The organism is Chroococcidiopsis thermalis PCC 7203, from assembly GCF_000317125.1.
In the GTDB taxonomy this organism is placed as follows: Bacteria; Cyanobacteriota; Cyanobacteriia; order Cyanobacteriales; family Chroococcidiopsidaceae; genus Chroococcidiopsis; species Chroococcidiopsis thermalis.
This window is the reverse complement of sequence record NC_019695.1, coordinates 2,101,151-2,115,119: the sequence shown is the minus strand read 5'-3', so window position 1 is coordinate 2,115,119 and position 13,969 is coordinate 2,101,151. Positions and strand designations below refer to the sequence as shown.

At 41.3% G+C, this 13,969-nt stretch carries 7 protein-coding genes; 5 read left to right on the top strand and 2 right to left on the bottom strand.

From position 1 onward, the window contains the following. Nucleotides 1–23 precede the first annotated feature (23 nt). The 4 genes from CHRO_RS09325 (at nt 24) to CHRO_RS09310 (ending at nt 8,016) form a co-directional block, all read left to right on the top strand. The gene (locus tag CHRO_RS09325; protein ID WP_015153950.1) at nt 24–2,570 is read left to right on the top strand and encodes a TonB-dependent siderophore receptor; all 2,547 of its coding nucleotides are present in this window, start codon (nt 24–26) and stop codon (nt 2,568–2,570) included. A 65-nt stretch (nt 2,571–2,635) separates the two neighbouring features. Continuing rightward, the gene (locus tag CHRO_RS29550) at nt 2,636–5,332 is read left to right on the top strand and encodes a TonB-dependent receptor (RefSeq protein WP_015153949.1); all 2,697 of its coding nucleotides are present in this window, start codon (nt 2,636–2,638) and stop codon (nt 5,330–5,332) included. A 112-nt stretch (nt 5,333–5,444) separates the two neighbouring features. Next, nucleotides 5,445–6,698 (top strand): TonB-dependent siderophore receptor, encoded by a 1,254-nt coding sequence (locus tag CHRO_RS09315; protein WP_015153948.1) that lies wholly within the window; start codon nt 5,445–5,447, stop codon nt 6,696–6,698. A gap of 175 nt (nt 6,699–6,873) precedes the next feature. Beyond that, entirely contained in the window at nt 6,874–8,016 is a 1,143-nt protein-coding gene (locus CHRO_RS09310; protein WP_015153947.1) for a PepSY-associated TM helix domain-containing protein, read from the top strand. A 60-nt stretch (nt 8,017–8,076) separates the two neighbouring features. Here CHRO_RS09310 and CHRO_RS09305 read toward each other — a convergent pair whose 3' ends face one another. Next, complete coding sequence (locus CHRO_RS09305) at nt 8,077–8,886, bottom strand: 4'-phosphopantetheinyl transferase family protein (RefSeq protein ID WP_015153946.1); 810 nt, start codon at nt 8,884–8,886, stop codon at nt 8,077–8,079. Further along, the gene (locus CHRO_RS09300; protein ID WP_015153945.1) at nt 8,883–11,297 is read right to left on the bottom strand and encodes a sensor domain-containing protein; all 2,415 of its coding nucleotides are present in this window, start codon (nt 11,295–11,297) and stop codon (nt 8,883–8,885) included. Before CHRO_RS09300 ends, CHRO_RS09305 begins: the two co-directional genes overlap by 4 nt. 805 nt (nt 11,298–12,102) lie before the next feature. On the opposite strand from CHRO_RS09300, the gene CHRO_RS09295 reads away from it, so the two are divergent. After that, on the top strand, nt 12,103–13,929 hold the full coding sequence (locus CHRO_RS09295; RefSeq protein ID WP_015153944.1) for an ATP-binding protein: 1,827 nt from the start codon (nt 12,103–12,105) through the stop codon (nt 13,927–13,929). Nucleotides 13,930–13,969 lie beyond the last annotated feature (40 nt).

Here is a 13,969-nt window from a genome sequence, read left to right as displayed (position 1 = left end):
TGTGAGGAAACACTGTGAATAAAATGCATTTGGTCAGTTGTGTGGGACTGGCTGGAATTGCTGTGGCTATTGTGGCACAGCCAGTAAGAGCCGATGTAGTCAAGGTAACATCTGTAGAAATTCAACCGACAGCATCAGGAACAGAAATTGTCTTAAAAACAACGAGTAACGAATCGCTGCAAGTTTTTACATCTAGTTTTGGTAAAACTTTTGTTGCTAATGTTGTCAATACTCAATTACAAATTTCAGATAGAAATAATCTGCGACAAATAAACCCTGTAAAGGGCATTGCAGCGGTGACAGTTAGCGAAACTGGAGCCAATAGTCTCCGTGTTGTGGTGACGGGTGAGACAGAGTTACCGAAGGTACGGGTACGACAAAGCGAAAATGGTTTGGTTCTGAGTGCAACTACATCTACAACAGCTGCAACTCAACCCCCAGCAGCACCAGCAGCACCACCTGCAAGCGAGACACAGCCACAAGTCACTACACCGCAGTCAGAAGTTCCCCCTACAGAAGGTGAAGTCCAACAGCTAACAACACAGAGAGATGAGGAATCAGAAATCGTAGTCACGGGAGAGCGAGAAACTGGCTATCGCGTTCCTAACTCCACAACAGCAACTAAGACCGATACACCCATCCGCGATGTCCCAGGAAACATTCAAGTCATTCCGCGAGAGGTGATAGAAGACCAGGGAGCAGTTCGCATCAACGACGTACTGCGTAACGTTAGCGGTGTCAATTTCTCCACAGACGCTGGCGGTCGTAGCCCCACCTATAACGTGCGGGGATTTGAGGCTATCCAATTCAAAAACGGGTTAAGAGAGGACAGACAATTTAACACTCGTACTTACCCAGAAACAGCAAATATCGAGCAAATTGAAGTGCTAAAAGGACCAGCTTCCGTCCTGTTTGGACAAGCACAACCTGGAGGAATCATTAACTTTACGACTAAAAGACCGCTACCCGAACCCTTTTACCAAATTGATTTCACGGCAGGAAGTTACGATTTCTATCGTCCGACGCTGGATTTTTCGGGTCCGCTCAACTCTGATGGTACGCTTGCTTATCGGTTGAACGCTGCTTACGAACACGCCGAAAGTTTCCGAGATTTTGTTTCAACGGAGCGGTATTTCATCGCTCCCGTAGTTTCGTGGAGAATTAGCCCCAATACCAGCTTAACTTTTGAAGGAGAGTATCTGCGCGATCGCCGACCGATTGACCGAGGTTTAGTAGCCGTTGGTGACGAAGTAGCTGACATTCCCTTGAGTCGCTTTTTGGGCGATCCCTCTTACGAGCAAGAAATGGACGAATTTCGCACTTATCTTTATCTAGACCATCGCTTCAGCGAAAATTTATCACTCAGAACTGCCTTGCGGTACACCAGTAGTAAGGAAATCTATAACTCTGTAGAAGCAAACGAACTGGAAGCAGATGACCGGACTTTACTTTTAGCTCGTTATTTTGGCGGTCAGTATTACGAGACTTATACGCTACAAAATGACTTGACTTGGAAGTTTAACACGGGAGCGATCGCGCATACGTTGTTGTTCGGTGTCGAACTCGCTAGACAGACGGGACGATACTTCGAGGATGCAACAGCGGCAGAATCCCCATCAATAGATATTTTCGATCCCGACTACGAATCTGTCTTTGATTTTCCTTTCTCACTCGAACCCGATCCTGCCTATAACGGTGGTAAGCTTTCATCAGATACGATTGCCTTTTATTTGCAAGATCAAATTGCTTTTACTGACAATCTGAAACTGGTTCTAGGCGGCAGATTTGATAGTTTTGACTCAGAAGAAAGATATCCTGGTGACCCAACATTAAACGTTGATACAGAAGCCAGCGAATTTTCACCGCGAGTTGGAATTGTTTATCAACCAATTCAACCAATTTCTCTCTATGCCAACTACAGCCGCGCTTTCATACCGCAGACTGGTAGGCTTACTGGTGGCGGTGCTGTTGAACCAGAGATTGGGGAACAATACGAAGTCGGTGTTAAAGGTGAGTTTTTGGACGGTCGGCTTGCCTCAACTTTAGCTTTTTACGATATTACCAAGAGTAACGTTCTGACTGACGATGCCAATAATCCCGATCCTGACTTTTCGATTCAGGTAGGCGAACAACAAAGTAAAGGGTTTGAATTCGATGTATCGGGAGAAATTCTACCAGGGTGGAACGTTATTGCCTCCTATGCCTACACCGACGCGGAAATTAGTGCTGATAATACTTATGTCGTTGGCAATCGCCTCAACAACGTCCCTTTTAATACTGCTAGTTTATGGACGAAATATACGATTCAAAGCGGTTCGCTAGCAGGTTTAGGATTTGGCGCTGGCATCTTTTATGTCGATAGTCGAGCAGGGGATTTGGATAACTCTTTTACAGTCCCAGATTTTACACGGGTAGATGCTGCTATTTATTACGAAAGAGACAACTTTAAAGCAGCATTAAATTTCAAGAACTTATTTGATGTCGAATATTTTGAAGGAGTACAGAGTAGAACGCAAGCAATTCCTGGTGCGCCGTTTACAGTTCAGGGAACAGTTTCGTGGCAGTTTTAAGCTGAGTGATTTTTTGTCGCGATCGCTTTTCTTAATTGTTTCAAATTTGGTGTGAGGAAATTTCAATGAAGTCGCAGATCTATTCTTTATTGCTTGTTGTTAGTGCCGCAGTTGCGATCGCGCCAACAGTGTGCGCGACTGAAGCAGAGTCGATCCCCCCAACCCCCCTTAAAAAAGGGGGCAATTTACTCTCCCCAACCCCCCAAAACACAGCAAAGAGCAATTTACTCTCCCTAACCCCCCTTTTGAAGGGGGAAGCCGCAGGCGGGAGGATCTGGGGATCTTTGGCACAAAGCCGCATTATCCAAGTTACCAATGTACAACTGCAACAAACAGATAAAGGACTGGCAGTTATTTTAGAAACACCAGAGGGTGAATCATTGCAAGTCTTTCCTGCTGGTTTCGGTAATACTTTCGTCGCCAACATTCCCAACGCACAACTGGCAGAAGGTAAAACTGTTCGTCAAGAAAACCCAGCATCAGGGATTGCGTCTATTGCAGTGACGCAGCAGGGAACGAATAATATCCGCGTTACGGTGACGGGAACGAGAGATTTACCCAAGGTAGAAGTAGCAACGAGCGATCGCGCCCTTACTCTCACTCTATTAGAGGCGTTAGCACCTACAGCCCAACAACCCGCACCCCCAGCATCAACTGCACCACCTCAAACCCAAGCGACACCAGAAGCAACACCACCACAAGAAGCAGTTCCCCCAAAAGAAGGGGAAACTCAACAGCCAACAACCACACAAGGGGAAGAACAAGAAATTGTCGTCACCGACGAACGAGAAACTGGATATAGCGTTCCCGACGCATCGACTGCTACTAGAACGGACACACCCATTCGAGATATACCACAATCAATTCAAGTTATTCCTCAACAAGTTCTAGAAGATCAGCGAGCCATCCGACTCAAGGAGGCTTTGCGTAATGTCAGTGGTGTTTCGGAAGATAGTAACTTTGGCGGCGCACTGGATCGGTTTAACATTCGGGGTTTTTCGCAGAATACAGTTTTGCGAGATGGCTTCAGGATCGGTGAAGGGGGTTTGCGAGAGACTGCTAATTTAGAAAGAATAGAAATTCTTAAGGGTCCAGCTTCAGTTTTATATGGTAGCCTCGAACCAGGGGGAATTGTTAACCTCGTAACAAAACAGCCCCTGAGCGAGCCTTTCTACTCTTTCGACTTCCAAGCAGGAAGCTACGATCTCTATCGCCCCAGCATCGATCTATCTGGTCCGCTCAACGCCGATAAAACATTACTTTATCGATTAAATGCCGTTTACGAAAGCTCAGATAGCTTCCGCGATTACGACCAGAATACCGAACGCTTTTTCATTGCACCCGTATTGACTTGGAAAATTGGTGACAATACTAGCCTAAATTTTGAATTTGACTACTTAAATCTTGAGCAACCATTCGATCGCGGTGTTGTAGCCTTTGGTGATGGAGTGGCAGATATTCCGATTACACGAGTTCTAGGCGACCCAAATGATGTTTACAAACTAGAAGAAATTGGGGCTGGCTATCGGCTAGAGCATCGATTTAACGAAAACTTGTTATTACGCAATGCTTTTCGATTTCAACAGTCTAATACCTTTGACCAGAAAACTCAACCAGGTGAACTTGATGAAGCAACGGGTGACTTTATCGAACGGAGATTTGACTCTAATGATGATACTGAGAAAAGATACGCCTTACAAACCGATCTGACGGGAAAATTTTCTACGGGTTCAATTCAACACACTTTGTTATTTGGGTTCGATCTAGCTAGAGAAGAAGGAGGAGGAACAAACAATGGATTGCCGTTTACTCCTGACATCAATATTTTTAATCCAGTATATGGCTTCCGAAGACCACTTTCTGAATATACCGTGCCAAGACGAGATGACTTTTCCAAAACAGATAGGCTCGGTATTTTTCTGCAAGATCAGATTGCTTTGTTAGATAATTTAAAATTGCTAATTGGTGGACGTTTCGATGTTGTAGACCAAGAGAGTGAAGATAGACTAGAAGACACTTCTTCCAGTCAATCTGAAGATGCTTTCTCGCCTCGAATTGGTATAGTTTATCAACCGATTGAGCCGATTTCACTTTACGCCAGCTATAGTCAATCGTTTGTGCCTAATTCTGCGACTAGAGTTGATGGTTCGTTTCTAGAACCTGAAAGAGGAACGCAATACGAAGTTGGTATTAAAGGCGAGTTATTTGACGGCAGACTCGCTGCAACGCTTGCAGGATACGAAATTACCAAAAAAAATGTTGGCACGACCGATCCCGATAATCCTGACTTTTCGCTACCACTAGGTGAAGTCAGAAGTCGAGGAATTGAATTCGATGTGAATGGGGAAATTCTTCCTGGCTGGAATATCATTGCTTCCTACGGTCATATTGATAGCGAAGTAACGGCAAGCAGCGATCCTGAATCTTTTCCAGTTGGTTTACGAACAGCTAACGTTCCCCGAAATACTGCTAGTCTTTGGACGACTTATAGAATTCAAAGCGGTGATTTGCAAGGTTTAGGGTTTGGAATTGGCTTGTTTCATGCTGATGAAAAACCAGGTGACGATGAGAATACCTATGAGTTACCAAGCTACGTCCGCACTGATGCTGCTATCTTTTATCGACGTAACAATTGGCAAGCGGCAATCAATTTTAGAAATCTTTTTGATGTGAAGTACTACGAAAGTGTCAATTTTGGTAGAGGAGCAATTCAACCTGGTACACCGTTTACAGTTATCGGCTCATTCTCAGTAGAATTCTGATTGGAGTATTTACCGTGCCATCGTGCCATCTCGCTCATTCCTACAACAAATCTTCTTTTGCCACCTTTTCCAAGGGGGGTTAGGGAGATCTTTCTTATACGTACCTGTAACAATGATGGTACTATTTACTCAACCAGTATGGGCTGATAGTGAAAAAGATCTGCGCGATGCCGAAGGCGGTTCGCTTCGCGACCATCGCAATCCCAATCTTGACAACTGCGCGATCGCTAACTCTTTCCAAGCTGCACACGTGAATTGGGATAGGGTTAAAAATTGTCATGGTAAGAAGCGATCGCATCAAACAAGCAGAGAATTTGATTTTGACGATTATTCTCTAAATGGGTTTTATGTACTTGAATTTACGTGGAGTGACGAGTTTAAAACTGGAATTCTTCAGCATGAAATGGGTTTTGGGATAGAATTGAATAAATCTCCGTTTGTACTATCTGCTAAAACTACCGATACTCAAGCAGACAAGCAATTTAATTTCATAAACTCAACAACAATTCCATTGCCGTTTTCTCTAGCTGATTTTACTAGTAGACAAAACTCATTGTCCTTATATCTTGAGAATGAAATTGCTATAGGAAAGCGACTTAGTATATTTTTTGAGGGTAATCTAGACTTAGTAATTAACGATATTACAGACCTACCCGATGAAATCCCTAATATTAGTCAACAAGACTACGTAGCATTTAATCCAGAACTAGAAATCTCATATCAAATTAGTGACTCGCTTTCTATCTATACTAATTTAAGTTACTCCTCTCTCCCAGTTCCAAAAATTTCTAGTATTTTGTTAAAACCAGAAATAGAAAATGGTTTAGAAGTAGGCATTGAGACAGAATTTTTTAACGATCGCTTTTCTGCTACTCTTTATTTATACGACGGCATTCAGCGAAACGTAACTTTAACAAATGCAAACGATCCTGAATTGGAAGTTTTGGCAGAAAAACAAAAAAGTCAAGATATCGGTTTTGAAATAGTCGGTGAGATTACCCCTGGATGGGATGCGATCGTCTATTATGCTTACACAAAGGCACGCATTGCCAAATCGTCACAATTGCCTGTAGATTCTCAAGTTCCCAACATTGCCAGTCATAGTGGTGGTTTTTGGACGACATATGAGATTCAGGCAGGTACATTACAAGGTTTGGGTTTTGGGGGTGGTGTGCGGTACGTTGGCGATCGCCCAGGTAATATTGAGAATAGTTTTAAACTACCGAGTTACTGGCAGACAGATTTAGCAGTCTTCTACCAGCGCGAAAACTGGAAAGCCGCACTCAGCATTGAAAACCTGTTCGATGTACATTATTTCGACGGCACGCCTCTGACTGTTTTAGGAACGATCTTTGTAGAATTTTAAGCTAAATTACTTGAGACTGCTTTTAAATAAGAGTAAACTTTATAGCTAGTAAGTGATAACTATACTCACTTATGAGATACTTTGACTAGGTTTAGTTTTAATCTCTAATTCATAGCTAGGCGATCGCCACCGCCAACCAAGGTGGCAACAGACATTTTTCCATGCAAAATCTACTATGAAAACTAAAACACTGCGCAGTATTGCATTTAGCTTGCATAGATACATTGGGCTAGCTGTAGGGCTGATTTTAATTATTGTTGGCGTAACAGGTAGCTTTTTAGTGTTTCAGAAAGAATTTGACCAATATTTATTACAGCGCCAATTTGCGCAAATAACCCCACAACCGCAGCGCGTCGCAATAGAATCTGTTGTTAATACTGTAAAAGCAACTTACCGCGATCGCCCCGAACTCAAACTAGCTTCTATTGATACTCTGCCCCACAACCCGACTTACAGAGTGCGGCTGAGAACGGAGGATGACAAAACCACTGATGTTTATGTCAATCCTTATACAGGGAAAATTTTAGGCGATCGCGTTTGGGAAGATAGTATCATCGGCATTGTATTTAGACTCCATTACGCGCTTCTAGCAGGTGACATTGGGATCAAAATTGTTGGAATCGTTGCCTTGCTACTTCTGGTTCTCAGTCTTACAGGTATCTTTTTATGGTCTGGTTGGCGTAAGCTAATCAGTGGCTTCAAGATTAAATGGCAAGCGCACCCCAAACGAGTTAATTATGACATTCATAAAGTTGCGGGTATCGTTACTGCTATATTTTTGGGTTTGACTGCTTTTACAGGTTTCTGCTGGAATTTTTACGATTACGCCGAACCTGCAATCTACGCCCTGACTTTCACGCCAAAATCACCTGAACCAGTTTCTCAAATTGTTACAGGTAAGTCACCTTTGGGAATAACAGAGATTTTGAAAACAGCGGATGCGGCTTTACCTAATACAGAGACTACTTTTATCAACCTACCCAGGAAACCAGAAGACGCATTCACTATCTATAAAAAACATCCTCAAGAGTCGAACGAATATGGCGACAGTAGCGTTTATCTCGACCAATATAGCGGCAAAATATTAAAACTCATAGATGGACAAAACTTACCTTTAGCAAAAAAAGTACTCGGATCTTTTACACCTCTGCACTACGGCACATTTTGGGGATTACCCAGCCGTGTTCTCTACGTATTAGTTGGACTTGCACCTCTAATTTTATTCGTTACTGGCTTTGTTATGTGGCGCTACCGTTATCGAGGCAAAAAAATTGCAGATCGAATAGATGTCGCGAGAGAACCAGTACAACGACATTAATGCATATTTAGGGCGATCGCCTCAATCTATTTGAGAATTAACAGCAAGAATCTGAGAATTCTACGACTGGCTGTCTCCATAAACTGGACGATGCCAGTCAAAGCTTACATCCTCACAAACAGACAGCACGACATCACTGTCTTTAACCTGCAATCCTTGCCACTGGCAGCATTTCACCTTCCAGTCATGTCCCTCGATTGCCATAGCTGCAACATAGTTGACAGCTGGGATAAACGACCGAAGCAACCATCGCTCTGCCGCAGCGCGATCGCCATTTATACTGAGTAGTTGGGCAGGTCGATCTGGTAGTAGTGAAACATCAAATTGGTTTAAAGGAAGTGCTAATCCATCTCCAAGTGCTTTGAGGATAGCTTCTTTGCAAGTCCAACCGTGGAAAAAGGCTGCTGGCTGCTGGCTGGAAGGAAGCGCGAGAAAAGTCGTGCGTTCTCTGGTTGAAAAGAATTGAGCAACGATTTGCTCTAATTCAGGTATGTGACGAACGTATTCTATGTCAATTCCAATTTGGCGATCGCAAGTAAAAGCATACAAAGCTAAGTCTTGGGAATGAGATAAATTAAAATGCAGCAAGTCGCACGTCTTCAGTGCTGGTTTACCATGACTGCCGTAACAAAACTGTAATTGGTGAGGTTCGATATCTAAATAGTAACTGAGAATGCTTCTGAGGATACCGCGACCGATAATAAAACGGTTTCTATCTGCTTCAAAATGAAAGCGATTTGCTCGATCTAATTCATCAACAGATAAGGTTTTAACTAATTGTGGCAAATATGCTGAATTTTGGCTGAGGCTAGCACGCCAAATGTGAATCTCGTGTTGTGGCAGTACTAAGCTTTCAGAATTCGCAATCATATTGGTAGGGTATCTACAACTATATTCTGCTCTTGTAACAATTTTGCTGCCATTTGGCTATCAACTGGTTTTGAGAAGAGATATCCTTGTCCGCTACCGCAATTAAGTGCTTTGAGTTGAGCTAAATGTTTTAATGTTTCTACTCCCTCAGCTACCACATCCATACCCAAATTAGCTGCAAGAGTGACAATAGTACGTACAATCTCAAATTGTTCGCTGTCGATATCAATCTTATTAATAAAAGAGCGATCGATTTTCAAAGTATGTGTCGGAAAGCGATATAAATATGCTAACGACGAATAACCCGTACCAAAGTCATCAATTGAGAGCTGAATTCCTAGAGATTGTAACTGAAACAGCATTGTGGTTGCTATTTCAGCATTATCCATAATTACGCTTTCTGTAATTTCCAGCTTTAAACTTTGGGCAGGTACGTTTGTTTCCCGCAGAATTTCAGTAATTTCTTCTACTAAATTAGTTTGAGTAAACTGCTTGGCAGAAAGATTGATGCTCATGACTAACGATTGATATTCAGGAAATTGTATTTTCCAAGCACTCAACTGACGGCACGCTTCTCGTAATACCCACCAGCCAATCGGAACGATCAAACCTGTTTCCTCTGCTACTGGAATAAATTCGGCTGGTGAAACTAAACCTCTCTGTGGGTGTTGCCAGCGAATAAGTGCTTCAAAACCTGTAATCGCACTTGTTTTAAGCGAAACAATTGGCTGATAATATAATTGAAATTCTCGTCGTTCTAGTCCACGTCGCAAGTCAGTTTCTAATTGTAAAAGTGCAGCGGCTCGCGTGTGCATAGTGGTATTAAATACTTCGTAGCGAGCTTTACCTGTAGCTTTAGCGCGATACATGGCTATATCTGCGTCGCGAAGTAAATCTTCTGGGCGTTCGTAATTAAAACTACTGAGAGTAATCCCGATACTAGCACTCGTAAAAACCTCGTTACCACTGAGATTGAAAGAGCGCGTTAATTCTTCTTGTAGCCGATTGGCAATATTAGTAGCCACATTTTCATCTTTAATATCTTCTAATAAAATCGTAAACTCATCGCCACCTAAACGAGCAACAGTATCGCCAACTCGCAAATATTTTTCTAGACGACGGGCGATCGCAATGAGTAGTTGATCGCCTACTGAATGACCTAAACTATCGTTAATTAACTTAAAGCGATCCAAGTCAAAGAAAAGCACGGCAAATAAATAATTTCTTCGCCTTTTTGCCAGAGAAATTGCATGACTTAACCGATCCATAAATAAAACTCGGTTAGGCAATCCAGTTAATGCATCATGTAGGGCATCATGGAGTAACTGTTCTTCTGTAACTTTGCGGTTAGTAATATCAGATTGCGTTCCTACTATGCGATACGCTTCTCCTGATGTATCCCGGATAATAATTCCTCGGCTAAGCATCCAACGATAAGTTTTCCCCTTGCATAAAATCCGGTATTCGCTCTCAAACTTAGAATTTAGCTCAGAGAGATGATTGAGCATTTCCATTTTGATGCGTTCCACATCTCCAGGATGAATGCGATAAAACCATTCATCTAAAGAGTTCATCTCATTGTCTGAATAGTCCAGCATTGATTTCCATTGAGAAGAAAAGTAAATCGCATTAGTTTTTAAATTCCAATCCCAAATGCCATCATTAGTAGCCTGCAAAGCCAGAATGTAGCGTTCTTCACTCTCTCGCAATAACATTTCTCTTTGCTGACGAGCAGTTAATTCGATTTCAATCAAAATTGCAGTATTTTCTAGCGCAGTTTTTTGCGCCACTATTAGCAAGTTACGAGTACTGCTATCAGCTTGAATCTCTAGTTCCTTATAAATGGTTTGCTCTGGTTGAGAAAAAAAAGCTTGAATAAACTCAAGAAAATGACAATTTGAATTATAAAAACTAATAGGCTGCCCAATTAATTCTTCTGTATGCAAGTTTTGAGCTTGAACCAGATGTTGATTGACCGCAAGAATCTTTAATTCCGAATTAATCCAGTAAGCTGGTAGAGGTATAAGATCGAAAACGCTTCGCTCCTGTAATTTTTCTTGTTGCTCGTCCTGTTGAATTGCTGGTAACCCAGTATGTTGAGATTGGAAAGCCCAATAAGCAAGTAAAACTGCAATACTAGCTAAAATAGATAACAAGCTGACTGCGATCGCTTGACTGGTAGCACCATAGCGGCTATTTGGCAGTAGGTAAAATATGCAGCTAAAAGTTACAAAATTGCACGTCAGGAATAGTGCGATTGTAACTTGCAAGGCTGTGAATTTCCGCGATATATTCGCAGTACTAGTTGGATGAGACGGCAGTTTCAGTTGAGTGTCAAAGTTAGTGTGAGAGCAATGACAGCTAGGATCTATATTTTCAGGTAAAGACTGATTTAACTCTAACTTCTCCATAATCTTCTATAAAATGTAGCTATTCGATCTCAACTCGATAAATCGTACTAAGCTATTCTGTTAGACGGGTAAAGTGGCTCTAGAATATCCATAGTCAATATAATTTGACATAAACTAGATTCAGAGTGTAATAGTAAACATCCTGAAAATTTAATTCAAAGTTAGAGAGACACTCTACCTCAATGGAGTTTTTCTTTTGATGTTTTCAGCTAAGCTAAGTAGAAATTCGGTATTTAATCGCAGTTTATTATACTAATTGCAGAGTTGGTAAGATTTTTTATTATAGGATCGGTGTTTTCTCTAGGTTTTTTTCTCAACCTGCTACACAAACTAATATGGCGATCGCTATTTAGAGCAAATATGCGCCCAATCTTACTCCCATACTAGGCAATTTCGGATACTAGAGCGATCGAACTAGTTATCTATTCAATAATTTCTGTATAGATTTACACTTAAAAGCTGTGGTACTCCTCAAGCGTGACCGCCGAGCTTCAGTAAATTTAAGGAATCTACAGATGTTATCTACCTTTTGATTAATAACAACTGTAAAATTGCTTAATTCAATAGCTTAAAAGCCAATCTTCAAGCAAATAGTTCTGTTTAATAAAATTTTAATAAAGTAGTTGGCATTCAGCGATCGCTAGTGAAATAGTGAAAATAACCAACAGAATTATTCGCATCTACACCGAGTGATTTAATTCTGGTAATCTACTAACTCCGATAGCGAATAGTTGCTAAACCATCAGTGGTTTGAGCTTAAAAACATAAGATAAATAAATAAACAAACCGCTAGAGACAAAAGCCAATGGTTCCAGTTAACTTTAAAAAAATAGCAACAAAAAAAGAAGTAGTTGCTCTGCTTGAGTATTTAAAACAGGAAACAGGTACAGCCATTCAAATTCATGATGCTGATGGCAAAAGAATAGTAGGAGTAGGTAGTGAAAACTCAACACATAGGTATCCAATTGAATTTGCCGACCGTGTTATTGGCTGGATTGCTGGTAGTGAAAAAGCTATTGCTATTGTTAACCTGATTTCTTACTTACTAAAACAGGAATTTGAGAAAAAGGCGCTGGCAAACGAATTATTAGAGAAATATCGAGAGCTGACTTTGCTCCACGATATTACGACTCAGATTACTGCTAGCTTAGAATTAAAAGAAGTTGCCCAACTGGTTATTGAGGGTGTTGGGAAACTAATTGAAGCTACAGGCGGATCGATTTTACTCCTGAATCAAAAAACAGGAGAGTTAGAATCTCTATCATCTGTTGGTCAAGCTTTTCCATCTCAAGAATCTTTGAAGTTATGTGGAGGACTTATTGGTCGGATTGCTGACACAGGTAAAGGCGAGATTGTCAATGATATTACTGCCGATCCTAGATTTGGTGAGTATCAAGGACCGATCAAATCTTTAATTTGCGTCCCACTGAAGACGAAAGAACAAATGAATGGGGTGATATTTTTTTGGAGCCAAGAAGTAGATGAGCTGAGCGAGAGAACCGCGCTCTCATACAATTCTGAAGACTTAAAAATTCTGACGATGTTTGCTTTCCACGCAGCAGTAGCAATTGAGAAGGCTCTCCTTTACGAACAAAGTTGCATTTCTGCGACTGTTGCTCAAGCACAAGCTCAACAGTTACAGCAAGCTTTATATGAATTGCAACATACCCAAGCTCATCTAATTCAGAGTGAGAAAATGTCTAGTTTGGGACAGCTAGTAGCAGGAATTGCTCATGAGATCGACAGTCCCGTGAACTTCATTCATGGTAATCTCGCTTACATAAGTAATTATGCTCAGAATTTATTAAATTTGATCGAACTTTATCAAAAATATCATCCTAGCGATCGCGTTCAAATTCAAGAATTGATGGCGAACATTGACTTAGAATTTCTCTTAGAGGATTTACCAAAAACACTGAATTCAATGAAAGTAGATGTAGGACGCATTCGTAAAATTGCTCTGTCACTGCGTAACTTCTCTCGCTCTGATGAGTTAGAAATGAAGCCGATAGATATTAATGAAGGGATTGATAGTACTCTGCTGATTTTAGATAGTCGCCTGAAAGCAATCAGCAAGCATTCTGGAATTCGGATTGTTAGAGAATATGGCAAATTGCCTTTGATTGACTGTTATTCTAGTCAAATTAATCAAGTATTTATGAGTATTCTTGCTAACGCAATCGATGCTGTGGAAAATCAGAGCGAAGCTGGAACCATTACCATTCGTACAGAAGTCATGGAAGTCGAAAATGAAAGTTCCTTAGCTTTAGGAATGTGGCAGCTTGAAGACAAATTTACCGCTCATTCTAGTTTCTCCTTCTCTAGTCCCCACGTCGTTATTCGTATTCAAGATAATGGCGCTGGAATTAGCGAGGAAGTTCGCGATCGCATATTCGAGCCTTTCTTTACAACGAAAACTGCTGGTAATGGCGCTGGTTTGGGTCTTTCTATCAGTCACCAAATTGTTGAGAAGCACGGAGGAGTTTTAAAGTGTTTTTCCGAACAAGGACACGGAGCCACATTCTGTATTCAAATTCCGATTAAGCAAACAATGATGTTGCAACCTATATTCAGCTCGGCAAATGGAAATAAAGTATTTAATTCAGAATTATCGCTAGCTGGCATTATTTAAAGGTAGTTCTCCTAGATTTTTTCAATATTCTCAAATTTAT